Source organism: Actinosynnema sp. NPDC050436 (assembly GCF_040655415.1).
Taxonomy (GTDB): Bacteria; Actinomycetota; Actinomycetes; order Mycobacteriales; family Pseudonocardiaceae; genus Actinosynnema.
This window is the reverse complement of the sequence record NZ_JBFAJV010000001.1, coordinates 894,032-908,854: the sequence shown is the minus strand read 5'-3', so window position 1 is coordinate 908,854 and position 14,823 is coordinate 894,032. Positions and strand designations below refer to the sequence as shown.

Genomic DNA, 14,823 nt, shown 5'->3' with positions numbered 1-14,823 from the left:
TCAGGACTTGGTCGCCCGCAGGGAGAAGGTCATCGGCAGGCGCGGGTGGCCGGCCGGGAAGCGGTAGTCGTCCGGTCCGACCCGGACCAGGGCTTCGTTGGCCTGGAACAGGGTCTGCTCGCGCTCGTGCAGGAACTCCAGGCGCAGGCCCGCGCGGGCGAGCGCCGTCACGATGGCACCGAGGGTGTGCTGCCACTGCACGGACCTCGTCCTGGTCAACGCCGGGCCGTCGGTGTAGGTGTGCGGGTCGTCCCACGTCTCGGCGTCGGGCTGGAAGTAGTCGTGGGCCAGCGACCGGCCGTCCTCGCCCGGCACGTACGAGAGCGGGTGGAACTCCGCCAGGTACAGGAAGCCGCCGTCGGCCAGCAGCGACGCGACGACCCGTGCCCACCGGGCGACGTCCGGAAGCCACACCAGCGCGCCGAACCCCGTGTAGACGACGTCGAACAGCTCGTCGCCCAGCGCCTCGCGCGCGTCGTACACGTCGGAGAGGACGAACCTGGCGGTGTCGAGACCGGTTTCGGCGGCCAGGGCGCGGGCGGTGTCCACGGCGGCGGGGGAGAAGTCCAGCCCGGTCACCCGCGCGCCCAGCCTGGCCCAGGACAGCGTGTCCTGCCCCAGGTGGCACTGGAGGTGCAGCAGGCTCTTGCCGGCCACGTCGCCGACCTCGTCCGGTTCGAACGGCCGCAGCGTGGACCGGCCGGCGCGGAAGCCGGGCAGGTCGTAGAACTCGCTGCCCGCGTGCACGGCAACCCGGTCGTCCCAGTTCTCACGGTTGATCCGCAGCCAGTCCTCGTCGGTCACCGGCCCGACGGTAGTGATCCGGTCGTCGGACGTGCACGTGGTTTTCCCCAGGGGTGGAGAGGTGGATCACAAACGTGCACCCACTGCAAACTTGCAGCCACTGCACCTTTGCTCGTACGCTGATCGAGTGAACGGCGAGCCCGGTCTTCGTGACCGAAAGAAACGACAGACCCGGGTGGCCCTGAGCCGCGCGGCCGTCACGCTCGCCCACGAACGCGGCTACGACAACGTCACCGTCGAGGACATCAGCGCCGCCGCCGGCGTCTCCCCGCGCACTTTCTTCAACTACTTCGCGGGCAAGGAAGACGCGATCGTCGCACCCGACCCCGAGGCCGGGGCGCGGATGCGCCGGCGGGTGCTGGAGCAGCCCGCCGAGCTGGGGCCGGGCGCGGCGCTGCGGGCCGCGCTGGTCGACGAGATCGCCGAGGGGCTCGCCGACGAGGGCGAAATGTGGTTGCTCCGGATGCGCGTCGTGCAGCAGCATCCCGTGTTGCTCGCCAAGGTCTTCGCGAGCGGCGAGGAAGCGGAGCGGAACCTGGCGTCCGCCGTCGCGGAGCGGTCCGGCCAGTCCTCGACCGACCTGTACCCGATGCTGCTGGTCGCCGCCGCGGGCGCGGCGTGCCGCGTCGCGTTCGCCCGCTGGATCGACCCGGACGACGGGCGTCCCATGCTGACCCTCCTGGGTGAAGCCCTGGACCTGCTGTTCGCGGGTCTGGCCGCGCCCGGGGGACCATGACCGAGAGCAAGTCGAAGGGGGGAACGATGTCCGTCGAGACCAGCGGCGAGAAAACCTCGCCGATCGCGGAGACCACGCACAAAGACGTCGTGCAGGCCATGTCCGGCCTCATGCTGGGCATGTTCATGGCCATCCTGGCGTCCACGATCGTCTCCAACGCGCTGCCGCGCATCATCGCGGACCTGAACGGGTCGCAGTCCGTCTACACCTGGGTGGTCACCACCGAGCTGCTGGCGATGACCGCGACCGTCCCGCTGTGGGGCAAGCTCGCCGACCTCTACAGCCGCAAGCTGCTCATCCAGCTCTCGCTGGGCATGTTCGTGGTCGGCTCGCTGATCGCGGGCTTCTCGCCGAACGTCGAGGTGCTCATCGCCAGCCGGATCGTGCAGGGCCTGGGGGCGGGCGGCATGACCGCGCTGGCGACCATCGTGATGGCGGCCATGATCCCGCCGCGCGACATGGGCAAGTACGCCGGCCTGTTCGGCGCGGTGTTCGGCGTCGGCACGGTGGCCGGCCCGCTGATCGGCGGCGTCATCGTCGACACCTCGTGGCTGGGCTGGCGCTGGTGCTTCTTCATCGGCGTGCCGTTCACGCTGGCCGCCATCGCGCTGCTGCAGCGCACGCTGAAGCTGCCGGTGGTGCGCAAGGAGGTCAAGATCGACTACCTGGGCGCGGCGCTGATCGTGTCCGGCGTGTCGACCCTGCTGGTGTGGACGACCCTGGCGGGCAACCAGTTCGAGTGGGTGTCCGGCTGGAGCGCGGTGATGGTGGTCGGCGGCCTGGTGCTGCTGGCGCTGGCGGTGTTCGTGGAGTCGCGGGCGGCGGACCCGATCGTGCCGCTGTCGATCTTCGCCAACCGGACCGTCGCGCTCACCACCCTGGCCAGCGCGCTGGTCGGCGTGGCGATGTTCGGCGGCACGGTCTTCCTGTCCCAGTACTTCCAGATCGGCCTGGGCAAGACGCCGACCCAGGCGGGCCTGATGAGCCTGCCGCTGATCTTCGGCCTGCTGGTGAGCTCCACCGTGGCCGGTCAGCTGATCACCAAGTGGGGGCGCTGGAAGGTGTTCCTGGTCGCCGGCGGCGCCGTGATGGTCGCGGGCATGGGCCTGCTGGCTACGATCAGCGCGGAGACCAGCGTGTTCGTGGTCTCGGTGCACATGGCGGTGCTGGGCGTCGGCGTCGGGATGCTGATGCAGAACCTGGTGCTGGTGGCGCAGAACGACGTGCCGGCCAAGGACCTGGGCGCGACGACGTCGTCCCTGACGTTCTTCCGCTCCCTCGGCGGCGCGATCGGCGTCAGCGTGCTGGGCGCGGTGCTGGCCAACCGGGTGACCGAGAAGTCCACCGAGGCGTTCGGGCCGATGCCGGCCGGCGAGTCGGGGTCGGTGCCCAACCTGTCCGAGCTGCCCGCGCAGGTGCAGGCGGTGGTGAAGGGCATCTACGCGGACGCCACCGCCGAGCTGTTCCTGATCGGTGCGCCGATCGCGGTGCTGGCGCTGGTCGCGGTGCTGTTCATCAAGGAGAAGCCGCTCAAGACGCTCAGCGGCGACGAGCGGCTGGCCGCCGAGTCGGCTGCCGGCCACTGAGCCCCACCCGGGAGCCGGGGGCGCCCGGCGTTCCCACCACCTCCACGAGGCCGCCGGGCGACCGGCGGCCTCGTCGCGTCCCACCTGGTGGTCGGGACGGGCCCGGCAGGAGCGCCCCGGACGGGTGTCGGCGGCCTGCCGGCCGACCGGGTTCCGCCGCTGGTCACGGGCTTGGCGCGGCGTGGGCGCGGGCAACCGGGCCCGGACGGACGGCGCGCTCGCGGGCGCGGTGTTGTTTAAATTGTCCCCTGTGACTCGACCTGTCGGACTGCGGGAGCGCAAGAAGCTGGCGACCCGCGTCGCCCTGGCCGACTCCGCGCTGCGCCTGTGCGCGGAACGCGGTGTCGACGGCGTGACGGTCGAGCAGGTCGCGCGCGACGCCGGGGTGTCGCTGCGGACGTTCTTCAACTACTTCTCGTCCAAGGAGGAGGCGGTCGTCGCGGGCGACGTGGCGACGGCCGAGGCGTTCGTCCAGGCGTTCGCCCGCCGCCCGAGCGCCGAACCGGTGCTGGAGGCGCTGCGGCAGGCCCTGGTCGAGATCGTGCCGGCGCGCTTCGACCGGGTGAAGCTGGAGCAGATGCAGGTGCTGCGGCGCACGCCGTCGCTGCTGCCGCACCTGATGTCGGCCTTCCACGCGCAGGAGGAGGCGCTGGCCGCCGCCGTCGCGGCCAAGGTCGGCGCGGACCCGGCCGCCGACCTGTACCCGGCGATGTTCGCGGCGACGGTCATGGCCACGCTCCGCGTCGTGGTCACCTGGTGGCTGGACACCGGCGACCGCCGCCCGCCGGCCGACCTGATCGGGACCATGGTCGACCGGCTGGACACCGGCTTCGCGCCCACGCGCCGCACCGGCACCGCGCTCCCGCGCTGAACCGCACGGGCCGACGGCACCACGACGGGCTCACGCCGCGCGGTGCCCGGCTGCGCGGTGCCGGAGGTGCGGCTAGGCCGAGGTGTCGTCCCAGGCCACGGGCAGGCTGTGCACGCCGTACACCAGCATGTCGCTGCGCAGCGGCACCTCGGCCGGGGGCAGGTCCAGGCGCAGGCCGTGCAGCCGGCGGAGCAGCTCGGTGAACGCCACCGTCATCTCCACCCGGGCGAGCTGCTGGCCCAGGCACTGGTGGATGCCGTGCCCGAACGCCAGGTGCGACACCCGGGGCCGGGCCACGTCCAGCTCGTCCGGGCGCTGGTAGGTGCGCGGGTCGCGGTTGATCACGGGCACCGACAGGATCACCGTGGAGTCGGCCGGGATGGTGGTGCCGGCGACCTCCACGTCGTCGAGGGTGAGCCGGATCGGGCCGAGGTGCACGATCGACAGGTACCGCAGCAGCTCCTCGACCGCGCCGTCGGCGAGCGACGGGTCGTCGCGCAGCCTGGCCAGCTCCTCCGGGTGCTCCAGCAGCGCGAACGTGCCGAGCGCGAGCATGTTGGCGGTCGTCTCGTGGCCCGCGATGAGCAGCAGGTTGGCGATGTTGACCAGTTCGTCGTCGGTCAGGTCGGGCGCGGTCTCGATCAGGCCGGACAGCAGGTCGTCGGCCAGTTCGGTGCGCTTGCGCGCGACCAGGGCCTGCATGAACGCGCGCTGATCGTCGGCCGCGCGGACGATCTCGTCCACGTGGGCGTCGAGCCGCAGCAGCGTGGACGTGCGCTGCTGGAACTCGGCGCGGTCCTCGTAGCGCACGCCGAGCAGCTCGCAGATCACCAGGGACGGCACGGGCAGCGCGAACGCCGGCACGAGGTCGGCGGACTGCCCGGAGGCGATCATGGCGTCGAGGTGGCCGGTCACGATCTCGTGCACGCGCGGGGCGAGCTGCTTCATCCGCCGCACGGTGAACTGCCCGGTGAGCAGCTTGCGGTAGCGGGTGTGGTCGGGCGGGTCCATGGTGAGGAAGTTGCCCGCGCGGTTGGCCGGGGCGAGCATCCGCTCGCGCAGCTCCGGCGGGATCTTCGCGGCCAGCCGGGTGCTGCGGAACCGGTCGGAGCTCAGCCTCGGGTCGGCGAGCAGGGCGCGGGCCTGCTCGTGGCCGGTGACCAGCCACGCCCGGTCGCCGTCACCGAGGGCCACCTCGTGCACCGGCCCCTGCCGGCCCAGCTCGCTCTGGCGCGCGGCCGGGTCGAACGGCCGGCCGGGGGCGCGCTCGGTGTACTGGTGCGGCAGCCGCAGGGCCAGTCGGTCCTGGCTGGGCGGGCGCTCCGGGGAGGCGGTGGGACTGGTCATCCGCGAGTCCTGTTCCCGACCCGGTGCGTGACCGGGCCGCTGCTCAGGGTGGTGGTGACTCACGGTACCAAAATGTGCACGTCGTGCAGCTTTTTTACGACAGGGCTTCGGTGACCCACTCGGCGAGCCCGCGCTCGGGGTGCTCCAGCCAGTGCTGGGTGGCCGCGCGCAACGTTGCCAGGAACGTCGCGGCGAGCACCCTGGCCCGCAGCTCGTCCAGGCCGCGCGCGCCGACCTCGGCGGCCAGCTCGCGTTCCACCGCCGCGTACGCGGCCACCTGGTGGGCGACCAGGCTCGGGTGCCCGCGCAGCAGGCGGCGCTGCGCCACCCACGTCGGGTCCGGCCGGTCGCTCTCGGCCAGCAGCAGCCGGGCGGCCTCGGCGAGCGCGGCGCGCGGCGGCTCGTCGGCCGGGCGCGCGCGGAGCAGGGCGAGCAGGCGGCGCAGGCGCAGCAGGTCGCCGTGGAAGATCGCCTCCTCCTTGCCCGCGAAGTAGTTGGAGAACGTGCGGCGGGAGACGGCGGCGGCGTCCGCGATGGCCTCGACGGTGACCCGGTCGGGGCCGTGCTCCAGCGCCAGCCGCACCGCGGCCTCGTGCAGGGCCTGGCGGGTGGCCGACTTCTTGCGCTCGCGCAGTCCGGGGTCCATCGAGATCCAGGTTACAGGTTTGCCCAGTGGGCAAACTTGCGCATCGGGCAAGTTTGATAGATGCTTGTAGTAAGCAAGCATTCGGGGAAGGGGTCAGCGTGGACACCAGCCCGCACCACGGCGAACTCGTAGAGCGGCTGCGCGAGCTGATGAAGCTCGTCCGGATGGTGCGCCACCAGCGCACCGACCGGTACCCGCCGGTGCCGACCGGCCTGGTGTCCACGCTGACCCTGATCCACCGGTCGAGCGGGTGCCACGCCAAGGAGCTGGCGGCGCGCACCGGCCTCGACCCGTCCACGGTCAGCCGGGCGGTGGCCGCGCTCGTCGCGGACGGCCTCGTCGAGCGGCGTGCCGACCCGGCCGACGGGAGGGCCAGCGTGCTGGTCGTCACCGACGCCGGCCACGCCGTCCTCGCCGAGGCGCGGAGCTGGTACGACGACCTGATGACCCGGGCGCTCGCGGACTGGTCGCCGGGCGAGGTCGAGGCGCTGACCTCGGCCCTCGGCCGCCTCACCACCGACGTCGAAGGGGCCCTGGGCTCCACCTTGGAGGCAGCTCGATGAGTGCCACGCCTGCCGCAGGCACCGCACCGATGAGCCACCGGCAGATCCTCGAAGCGCTCAGCGGGCTGCTGCTGGTGCTGTTCGTGGCCATGCTCAGCAGCACGGTCGTGTCCACCGCGCTGCCGCAGATCATCGGTGCGCTCGACGGGTCGCAGACCCAGTACACGTGGGTCGTCACCGCGACCCTGCTCACTGCCACGGCCACCACGCCCATCTGGGGCAAGCTGGCGGACCTGTTCGACAAGAAGACCATGGTCCAGGTCGCCATCGTGATCTTCGCGGCCGGCTCGGTCATCAGCGGCTTCGCCCAGAACGCCGAGCAGCTCATCGCCGCCCGCGCGTTCCAGGGCATCGGCGTCGGCGGCCTCCAGGCCCTGGTGCAGGTCGTGATCGCGGCGATGATCCCGCCCCGCGAGCGCGGCCGGTACAACGGCTACCTGGGCGCGGTCATGGCGGTCGCCACGGTCGGCGGGCCGCTGCTGGGCGGCCTGATCGTGGACACCTCGTGGCTGGGTTGGCGCTGGTGCTTCTTCATCGGCGTCCCGGTCGCGCTGCTCGCGCTGTTCGTGCTCCAGGCGACGCTGAAGGTGCCGTCCACGCGCCGGCCCGGCGTGAAGATCGACTACCTGGGCGCGACGCTGATCGCGGCGGGCGTGTCGGTGCTGCTGATCTGGATCTCGTTCGTGGACGGCTCGTTCGCCTGGGTGTCGTGGCAGAGCGGTGCCATGGTCGGCGGCTCGCTGCTGCTGCTCGCGCTCGCCGTGTTCGTGGAGTCGCGGGCTGCGGAACCCGTGGTGCCGCTGGAGATCGTGAAGCGGCGCACGACGGCGCTGGCGATCCTGGCGAGCGTCGCGGTCGGCATGGCGATGTTCGGCGGCGCGGTCTTCCTCGGCCAGTACTTCCAGATCGGGCGCGGCTACACGCCGACCGAGGCCGGGCTGCTGACCATCCCGATGATGGCGGGCGTGCTGGGCGCGTCGATCATCAGCGGCCGGCTGATCACCCGCACCGGGAGGGTCAAGCCCTACATCGTGGCGGGCGCGATCACGCTGGTGGCGGGCTTCGCGGCGCTGGGCACGATCGACCACGAGACGTCGCTGGTGCTCGTCGGCGGGGCGATGCTGCTGGTCGGCGTCGGGGTCGGCATGAGCATGCAGAACCTGGTGCTGGCGGTGCAGAACACCGTGCCGCTGCGCGACATCGGCTCGGCCAGCGCCACCGTGGCGTTCTTCCGCTCGCTGGGTGGCACGATCGGCGTCTCGGTGCTCGGCGCGGTGCTGGCCCGCGACGTCCAGGACCGCATCGCCACCGGCCTGGCCGCCGCCGGCGTCCCGGCGACCGGCGGGGGCGGCGGCAGCCTGAACCTCACCGCGCTGCCGGAGGGCGTGCAGCACGTCGTGCGCGCCGCGTACGGCGACTCGACCGGGCACATCTTCCTGATCTCGGCGTGCATCGGCGTGGTCGGCGTGGTCGCGGCCCTGCTGCTCAAGCCGGTGACCCTGCGCTCCAGCCTGGACCTGGCGGAGCCGAAGGTCGAGGCGAAGGTCTGAGCACCGCGCCGCCGGGCCCGACCGTGACGCGGTCGGGCCCGGCGGCGCGTCCGGCGCGGTCGGGTCAGGATTCGAGCAGGGCGATGCGGATCGCGCGTTCGACGTGCGCGGCGGTGTTGGCGTGGCCCCGGGCGTTGGGGTGGACGATGGTGGCGCGGGTGCCCTCTGGGCACGGCGCGGACAGCCCGCCGGGCAGCGTCAGCTCGGCCGGCCAGAACTCCCCGGCGTCGCCGCAGATCCCCTCGACCCACTTCTCGTCGGCCGGTCGGCAGGCGTCGTGGCCGGTGCTGGAGGAGTGCACGTCGACGTACCGGTCGCCGAAGAAGCCCGAGACCTGCCGCACGGTCCCGTTGAGCCGTTCGAGCACGCCGCGCAGCCAGTCCACGTCGTCGGGCGTGATGGTCGCCAACTCCGTCAGGTCTCCGGTGGCGCAGTCGTCGGCGTCGTCGGGCAGCACGGCGGGGTAGCCGACCGTGATCACCTTCGCGTTCGGCGCGGCGCTGTGCACCTCGACCAGCATCCCGATGTAGTCGTCCTGGATGCGGGAGAGCTCGTCCTCGATGCTCTCCCCGCCGTCCGCCGGGTTCTCGTAGAAGTCCTTGCAGGACTGTCCCGCCGCCCCGCGCTGGACGCAGGTGGCGAGCAGGCCGCCGAAGGGCAGGTCGTTGCCGCCCACGCCGATGGTGACCACGTCGGTCTCCTCGTCGAGCCCGGCCCGCTTCACCTGCGGGTCCACCTCCGGCCACCCGGCCCGCGCGGGCGGGTCGACCGGGCTGCCCGGCTGCTGCGCGTCGCGGGCGACGTGGCGGATCTCCGCACCGCCGCAGCTCACGTCGGTCAGTTCCACCGCCCTGCCCGGCGGGAACTCGGCCAGCTCCCGGTCGACCAGCCCGGGGTAGGCGTCGGTGGTGCGGTCGCACCCGTCCCGGTCGGCGAGGCCCAACGCGGGCGACGGCTCGCCGACGAACACCCCGGCGGTGTAGGAGTCGCCCAGCGCCGCCCACCGGACGGCGTCGGCCCTGGAGGCGGCCGAGGCGGTCGGCGCGGACAGGACCGCCGGCGCGGCGGCGCAGACGACGGACAGGACGGCGACCAACCGGCGGGCCAGGTCACGCATGTTCTCAGCTCCCGAGCGCGGTGCCACGGTCCCGCCGGGGCGGGACCGCCGGGTCCACGACGTCCCCGGCACCCCCGACCGCACCAGCACCGCGTCGCCCGCGCCCGCCGGAACCGCCGGTGCCCCACCTCCGGGTGAACGGCACGCGCGGGCACCGGGTGGGTGGCGACCCCACCCGGCGCCCACACCGCTACTTCATGGTGGCGAGCTGGATCAGGTTGCCGCAGGTGTCGTCGAGGACGGCCACCACCACCGGTCCCAGGTCGGTCGCCTCCTGGGTGAACTCCACGCCCAGCGCCTTGAGCCGCTCGACCTCGGCGTAGACGTCCTCGACGGCGAACTGGGTGTAGGGGATGCCGTCGGACACGAGGGCCTTCTTGAACGGGCCGGCCGCCGGGTGGCCGTCGGGCTCCAGCAGCAGTTCGACGCCGTCCGGGTCGGCCGGGGAGACGACGGTGAGCCAGCGGGCCTCGCCGGCGGGCACGTCGGTCTTCTTGGTGAACCCCAGCTTCCCGGTGTAGAAGGCGAGGGCCTTGGCCTGGTCGTCCACCAGCACGCTGGTGACGTTGATGCGGATCACGGGTTCGAGTCCTCTCGGTCGATGGGCCACCGGTCCAGGATCGAGCGCAGGGGGCTCGTGTCGAGGTGGTGGAACTTGTACCGGCCCTGTCGCCGGGTGCGCACCAGTCCTGCCTGTTCGAGCACCGCGAGGTGCTGCGAGATGGCCTGGCGCGAGGACGCCAGCCCGTGCTTCATCGTCAGCCTGCCGCAGATCTCGAACAGCGTCTGACCGTCCCTTTCGGTCAGCTCGTCCAGGATGGTGCGCCGCGTCGCGTCGCCGATGGCCTTGAACAGGTCGGGGTCTGCGTCCACACCCCCGTTATAGGCAAGTGCAGACTTGCCTGTCAAGTCGGGCGGGCGGTTCCGACCCGATCGTGCAAGCCCTCCTGCGGCGCGGGGTGGCTCGCGGTGCCGTGCCACGGCTCCGGGGCGGCCCGGTCGGTACCGGAACGCGCGTGGGCCGGTCGGCGTGGGCCGGGAGGAGTCACCCGCACTACGGCAAACCGATCCCAGCATCGGGTCCGGATCGGGCCGCCCGCGCACCCGCCACGGCGGGGGATCGCTGGTGGGGCACCCGTCCGGCAGCCGGGTGGTTCCGCATCGGGGCGGACGGAAAGGCGACTATGCACCGTTAGCATCGCCCACACCCCGGTGCCGCCGGCACCGGGCGAAGGGGGATCCGATGACGACCGGGGACATCCCGGCCGAGGACCTGGGGGACGGTGACGTCGACGTCTTCGACGCCCACGTCACCGGGGTGCTCGAACTGCACGACACACCGCTGCGCGCGCTGCGGTTCACCCGTTGCCGGTTCGCCGCGCCCCCGGTGCTGAGCGAGGCCGCCGTGCGCCGCCTGGAGTTCGACGACTGCGAGCTGCCCGGCCTGGACGCCCGCCGCCTGCGCTGCCGGGGCGACCTGGTGCTGTCCGGCACGTCCGTGCACGGCCCGGTGGAACTGGGCGACGCGACCGTGGGCGGCGAGATCTCGTTGCGGGACAGCGGGATCGCCGCCGTGCGCGCGCACCGGCTGACCGTCGGCGGCGACCTGGTGCTGGCCGGCGCGGTGCTCGACGGCGCGGACGGCCTCGCGTTCGACGGGCGCGGGATGCGGGTCGGCGGCGGCGTCCTGGGCGAGGACGCCGTGCGCATCGGCGTCACCGCGACCGGCGCCGTGGTGCTCTCCGACGCGCGGGTCGCCGGCGCGGTCGCGCTGCGCCAGGCGCGACTGGCCGACCTGGTCGCCGACCGGGCCCGGCTGACCGGCGACGTCGACCTGACCGAGGCGCGGCTGCGGTCGCTGTCGCTGGTCGGCGCGGTGGTCGGCGGGTCGCTGGTGCTGGGCGCGGTGCAGGTGGAGGAGGAGCCGCTGACGCTGGACCGCGCGCGGGTCGCCGGGGACGTGCACCTGGCCTTCGCCCTGGTGCACACCGGGGTGCGGCTGGTGGACGCCCGGATCGGCGGCGACCTGCGCGCCCCGCACGCCGAGCTGCGCGGCCTGTCCGGGGCCCGCGCGCACGTCGCCGGCGACGTCGACCTGGCCCGCACCCGCAGCGACGGCGGCCTGCGGCTGTCCGGGATGGACGTCGGCGGCCGGGTCGACCTGTCCGGCGCGTCCCTGCACGACCCCGGCGGCCTCGCGCTCGACCTGCGGGACACCCGCGTCGGCGACGGGCTGCGGCTGGCCGACGTGGCGGCGGAGGGCACCGTCGTGCTGTCCGGCGCGGCCGTGCGCGGCCGGGTGGACCTGCGCGGCGCGCACCTCGCGGCGCGGGCCGTGGCGCTGGACGCCTGCCGGCTGGTCGCCGCGGAGCTGCGGCTGGCCGTGGAGGACGAGCCGCGCGGACGCGTCGACCTGCGGTACGCGCGGTGCGCGCTGCTCAACGACAACCGGTTCCTGTGGGGCGCGGGCGGCGGCGTCGAGCTGGCCGGGTTCGACTACCTGCGCCTGGAACCCCGGCTGGAGGACGGCCCGGCCGTGCGCCGCCGGCTGGCGCAGCTCCGCGCGGCGACCCGGCGGTTCACCCCCGACGCCTACGACCGGCTGGCCGCCGTGCTGCGGTCGGACGGGCAGGACGCGGACGCGGCCACCGTCCTGGTGGAGAAGCAGCGCCTGCGGTACGCGGAACGGGCCCGCGCGGTCGGCTGGGCCGGTCCGGCGGTCACCGCGTGGAGCCTGCTGATGCGCTCGCTGACCGGCTACGGCTACCGGATGTGGCGGGGGATCGCGGTGCTGCTGCTGGTGACGCTGATCGCCGCCGTGCTCGGACCGTGGTGAGCACCGTGGCGCGACGAGCCCGTCAACTGTCCTTTTCGGACCGTACATCGGAAATTCCTTTGACGGTGGCGGACCGGATCGGCGAGCATGAGCCCGTCGAACGCACGAGGGTTTCCGGGTCTCCACGGGATTTCCTGGCTCTGCACCTGCCGGACACGCCTTCCGGGATGCGTCGGCCGGGATGCGTCGGCCGGTGCGCCTCCGACAGTGCGCGCGCAGACTTTTCTCCCCCGCCCCCGCCATTGAGAACAGTGACCAGGGCGAGCCGGTGGTCCGGCCACGCCGTGGCCGGACCACCGAAAAACCCGAGCGGGCCCGCTCCGAGGCGTGGAACCGCCGGGACGCCGCCTGGTCGCACGCACCGCCGGCTCCCGCTGACCGGCGCCGACCTGGGCTTCGGCCGGTTGCGCACGGCCCGGGGCGAGGTCGGCAGCCCCGCAGAGCCCGACCACGACGTCGTTCGGGCCGACACCGCGCAGGCCCTGCGGCAGAGGGCCGGGTCCGCCGGGAGCCCGCGCCCCAGTCGACGCGGGCGCGCGGGAGCGAGCGGGGTGGTTAAGGTCGGGTGATCACCGATTTCCCGTCACCCCAGGAGGTTCTGACGATGCCGACGAACGCCCGTGACGCGCTGACCGCCCTCGCCGCCCTGCTCGCGCCGGACGTGCCCGAGGTCGGCGGGCGCGTGCTGGCCGCCCACGACGACCCCGCCGGGTTCCTCGCCGCGCACGCCGACCGGCTCGACGAGCGCGGCATCGACGAGCCGGTCCCGAACCTGGCGTGGATCGCGCTGGTGGACGCGCTCGCCGACCACGGGCTGCTCGCCGAGGTCGACTGGAAGGAGGACCCGCAGGAGGTGCTGGCCCAGCTCCGCGTCCTGCGGTCCAGCCCGGCCGACGCCGCGTGGGGTCGGGTGGACGGGGTCGACACCGCCGTGCCCACCTTCGACTTCCTGGTGGCGGCCGGTTCCGCGCTGCGCGCCGGCGGCACCGCGCTCGCCGTGCTCGACATCGAGTCGGACTGCTACCCGCTGGTCCTGCTGCCCGCCGACCGCGCCGACGAGCTGGTGGGCCTGGCCGCGACCGCCGGGTTCACCGCCGGGGTCCTCGGCGACGGCTGACCGCGCGGGTCAGCCGGCCGGCAGCGGGGCGGCGTTCGTGGGCAGCCGGACGGTGCGCAGGAACGCCGGCAGCCGCCACGGGCGGCGTCCGGTGACGCGGAGCCGGCCGGTGAGCGCGGCGCGGGCGCGGGAGACCCGGCCGAACAGCACCAGGTTGAGCGTGGCCGGGTCGAAGGTCACCCGGGCGTCGGTCGGCGCACCGGGGTCGCCGACCCCGACCCGGCCCCGGTGCAGGACCAGGGTGACCGGCGCGGTGTGGCCGGACCGGAAGGCGACGGCGATGCGCCGGTCGTCGGGCGGCGGGCCGTCGAGCAGGTGGCCGACGTCGTTGCGGATCATGCCGACGACGAACAGGTCGAAGAACGGCGCGGCCTCGCGCGGCGGGACCGGCCACGGGCTCCGGGTGGCGCGGGCGACGTCCCAGCCGTGCACGAGCAACTCGTTGAGCAGGTGGGCGAGCACCCCGCCGAGCGGCACCCGGGAGCCGCCCAGCCACGGCACCGGCCGCGCGTGGTCGGCGTCGGCGGTCAGCTCCAGCACGGCGTCGGTGTCGGCGCGGAGCGCGGCGGCCAGGACGGCCGGGTCGCGCTCGGTGAACTCGCGCAGCGTCCGGTTGTTCATCTCGGCGATGGTGTCCACGGTGATCGCGTCGACCCCGGCGGCGGGCGGCCGGGCGGGGCCGCCGAAGGTCCGGCGGTAGCGGGTGGCGACGGCCGCGACGTGCGCGGCGGTGTCGGCCACGGTCCAGTCCCGGGTGGCCGGCGCGTCCGGTGGCACGCGGGTGACGAGGTCGGCGAACCTCGCGGCCACCACGGGCAGCACCTCCCGCACCACCGCCGCCTGTCCGGACACGTCGCTCACGGGGTCCTCCAGACCGTCGTCCGGCGATCTTCGGAACATAGCAGCGCGACCGCCCGGACGTGCCCCGGCGGCGGGCCCGGGTTCGGCCCCGGGCCCGCCGCTGCTCCGCGTGCTGCGTCAGATCCGGGTCATGGTGGACGCGTACCCGCCGCCGCCGGGGTAGGTCCACTCGCCGGTGACGGTCTTGTCGTCGGCGCTGAACGTGCCCTTGTAGAAGGCCGGGCCGCCGCGCACGCCGCCCCAGATCATCAGCGTGTCGCCCTCGATCTCGTAGACGTAGTCGAAGGTGTTGCCGACCGAGTCGTAGTAGCGCGAGACCACGTCCGCGCTGACCGGCTCGCCGAACGGCCGCAGGTTCCCGATCACCTCCAGGCCGGTCACCGGCTCGCCGTACTGGACCAGGTCGACGTGCTGCAACAGGAAGAACCGGCCCGGCATCCACTCGTACCGCACGGTCCCCTCCGCGCCACCGCTCACCGACCAGCTCCCGACCAGCCGGTCGAGGTTCGCCACCGCTGCGGTGGGCTGGGCGTTCTCGGTCATGTCGTCCTCCTGGTGTCGTGCGCGCCGCTGTCGGCTGCTCGCCCGGTACCTCGGAGGCGGACGCCCGGTCTCGACATCGCCGGACCGTGAGCCACGTCACGCGGTCGCGGTGTCGAGATCGCCCGCCGGGCTCCGAGGTACCGGGGGAGCGGTGGTCGGCGCGCTCGGGTGCACCCCCGCCGGGGTCGTGACCCGGCGGACGGGCCGATCCCGCGTACTGTCCGGGACGGGATCGAGGAAGCGAGC

General features: G+C 73.6%; 15 protein-coding genes. 7 read left to right on the top strand and 8 right to left on the bottom strand.

Annotated features, from left to right (window positions below):
• Positions 1-804 carry a class I SAM-dependent methyltransferase gene (locus AB0I60_RS03855; RefSeq protein WP_360725673.1) on the bottom strand — a complete coding sequence of 268 codons (804 nt, stop codon included), beginning with the start codon at positions 802-804 and terminating at the stop codon, positions 1-3.
• 175 nt (positions 805-979) lie between these two features.
• On the opposite strand from AB0I60_RS03855, the gene AB0I60_RS03850 reads away from it, so the two are divergent.
• The 3 genes from AB0I60_RS03850 (at position 980) to AB0I60_RS03840 (ending at position 3,997) form a co-directional block, all read left to right on the top strand.
• Complete coding sequence (locus tag AB0I60_RS03850) at positions 980-1,540, top strand: TetR family transcriptional regulator (protein WP_360725672.1); 561 nt, start codon at positions 980-982, stop codon at positions 1,538-1,540.
• Between the two features lie 26 nt (positions 1,541-1,566).
• Positions 1,567-3,126 carry an MDR family MFS transporter gene (locus AB0I60_RS03845; protein ID WP_360725671.1) on the top strand — a complete coding sequence of 520 codons (1,560 nt, stop codon included), beginning with the start codon at positions 1,567-1,569 and terminating at the stop codon, positions 3,124-3,126.
• A gap of 250 nt (positions 3,127-3,376) precedes the next feature.
• The gene (locus AB0I60_RS03840; RefSeq protein WP_360725670.1) at positions 3,377-3,997 is read left to right on the top strand and encodes a TetR family transcriptional regulator; all 621 of its coding nucleotides are present in this window, start codon (positions 3,377-3,379) and stop codon (positions 3,995-3,997) included.
• A gap of 72 nt (positions 3,998-4,069) precedes the next feature.
• On the opposite strand, the gene AB0I60_RS03835 is transcribed toward AB0I60_RS03840, so the two are convergent.
• Complete coding sequence (locus AB0I60_RS03835; protein WP_360725669.1) at positions 4,070-5,344, bottom strand: cytochrome P450; 1,275 nt, start codon at positions 5,342-5,344, stop codon at positions 4,070-4,072.
• 94 nt (positions 5,345-5,438) lie between these two features.
• Entirely contained in the window at positions 5,439-5,990 is a 552-nt protein-coding gene (locus AB0I60_RS03830) for a TetR family transcriptional regulator (RefSeq protein ID WP_360725668.1), read from the bottom strand.
• 98 nt (positions 5,991-6,088) lie between these two features.
• Between AB0I60_RS03830 and AB0I60_RS03825 the strand changes: the two genes are divergently transcribed.
• Both AB0I60_RS03825 and AB0I60_RS03820 read left to right on the top strand, forming a co-directional pair.
• On the top strand, positions 6,089-6,553 hold the full coding sequence (locus tag AB0I60_RS03825) for a MarR family winged helix-turn-helix transcriptional regulator (RefSeq protein ID WP_360725667.1): 465 nt from the start codon (positions 6,089-6,091) through the stop codon (positions 6,551-6,553).
• Positions 6,550-8,103, top strand: coding sequence for an MDR family MFS transporter (locus AB0I60_RS03820; RefSeq protein ID WP_360725666.1), 1,554 nt, complete (start codon positions 6,550-6,552; stop codon positions 8,101-8,103). Before AB0I60_RS03825 ends, AB0I60_RS03820 begins: the two co-directional genes overlap by 4 nt.
• 64 nt (positions 8,104-8,167) lie before the next feature.
• Here the strand turns inward: AB0I60_RS03820 and AB0I60_RS03815 are convergent, their stop codons facing one another.
• From AB0I60_RS03815 to AB0I60_RS03805, 3 genes are all read right to left on the bottom strand, one after another.
• On the bottom strand, positions 8,168-9,220 hold the full coding sequence (locus AB0I60_RS03815; RefSeq protein ID WP_360725665.1) for an SGNH/GDSL hydrolase family protein: 1,053 nt from the start codon (positions 9,218-9,220) through the stop codon (positions 8,168-8,170).
• Positions 9,221-9,410: 190 nt separating this feature from the next.
• Complete coding sequence (locus AB0I60_RS03810) at positions 9,411-9,800, bottom strand: VOC family protein (protein ID WP_360725664.1); 390 nt, start codon at positions 9,798-9,800, stop codon at positions 9,411-9,413.
• Complete coding sequence (locus tag AB0I60_RS03805; protein WP_360725663.1) at positions 9,797-10,093, bottom strand: metalloregulator ArsR/SmtB family transcription factor; 297 nt, start codon at positions 10,091-10,093, stop codon at positions 9,797-9,799. The genes AB0I60_RS03810 and AB0I60_RS03805 overlap by 4 nt, the downstream gene beginning before the upstream one ends.
• A 370-nt stretch (positions 10,094-10,463) precedes the next feature.
• Here AB0I60_RS03805 and AB0I60_RS03800 point away from each other — a divergent pair, with 370 nt between their 5' ends.
• The gene (locus AB0I60_RS03800) at positions 10,464-12,056 is read left to right on the top strand and encodes a hypothetical protein (RefSeq protein ID WP_360725662.1); all 1,593 of its coding nucleotides are present in this window, start codon (positions 10,464-10,466) and stop codon (positions 12,054-12,056) included.
• 604 nt (positions 12,057-12,660) lie between these two features.
• Complete coding sequence (locus AB0I60_RS03795; RefSeq protein WP_360725661.1) at positions 12,661-13,173, top strand: DUF6630 family protein; 513 nt, start codon at positions 12,661-12,663, stop codon at positions 13,171-13,173.
• Positions 13,174-13,182: 9 nt separating this feature from the next.
• Here AB0I60_RS03795 and AB0I60_RS03790 read toward each other — a convergent pair whose 3' ends face one another.
• Together AB0I60_RS03790 and AB0I60_RS03785 are read right to left on the bottom strand one after the other, a co-directional pair.
• Positions 13,183-14,034 (bottom strand): maleylpyruvate isomerase family mycothiol-dependent enzyme, encoded by an 852-nt coding sequence (locus AB0I60_RS03790; protein WP_360725660.1) that lies wholly within the window; start codon positions 14,032-14,034, stop codon positions 13,183-13,185.
• Between the two features lie 117 nt (positions 14,035-14,151).
• Complete coding sequence (locus AB0I60_RS03785) at positions 14,152-14,577, bottom strand: hypothetical protein (RefSeq protein WP_360725659.1); 426 nt, start codon at positions 14,575-14,577, stop codon at positions 14,152-14,154.
• Positions 14,578-14,823 lie beyond the last annotated feature (246 nt).

Excerpts from the sequence above, each read along its gene's own strand:
- AB0I60_RS03820 (WP_360725666.1), top strand. The coding sequence starts at position 6,550 with ATGAGTGCCACGCCTGCCGCAGGCACCGCACCGATGAGCCACCGGCAG.
- AB0I60_RS03785 (WP_360725659.1), bottom strand. The coding sequence starts at position 14,577 with ATGACCGAGAACGCCCAGCCCACCGCAGCGGTGGCGAACCTCGACCGG.
- AB0I60_RS03830 (WP_360725668.1), bottom strand. The coding sequence starts at position 5,990 with ATGGACCCCGGACTGCGCGAGCGCAAGAAGTCGGCCACCCGCCAGGCC.
- AB0I60_RS03815 (WP_360725665.1), bottom strand. The coding sequence starts at position 9,220 with ATGCGTGACCTGGCCCGCCGGTTGGTCGCCGTCCTGTCCGTCGTCTGC.
- AB0I60_RS03800 (WP_360725662.1), top strand. The coding sequence starts at position 10,464 with ATGACGACCGGGGACATCCCGGCCGAGGACCTGGGGGACGGTGACGTC.
- AB0I60_RS03845 (WP_360725671.1), top strand. The coding sequence starts at position 1,567 with ATGTCCGTCGAGACCAGCGGCGAGAAAACCTCGCCGATCGCGGAGACC.
- AB0I60_RS03795 (WP_360725661.1), top strand. The coding sequence starts at position 12,661 with ATGCCGACGAACGCCCGTGACGCGCTGACCGCCCTCGCCGCCCTGCTC.
- AB0I60_RS03835 (WP_360725669.1), bottom strand. The coding sequence starts at position 5,344 with ATGACCAGTCCCACCGCCTCCCCGGAGCGCCCGCCCAGCCAGGACCGA.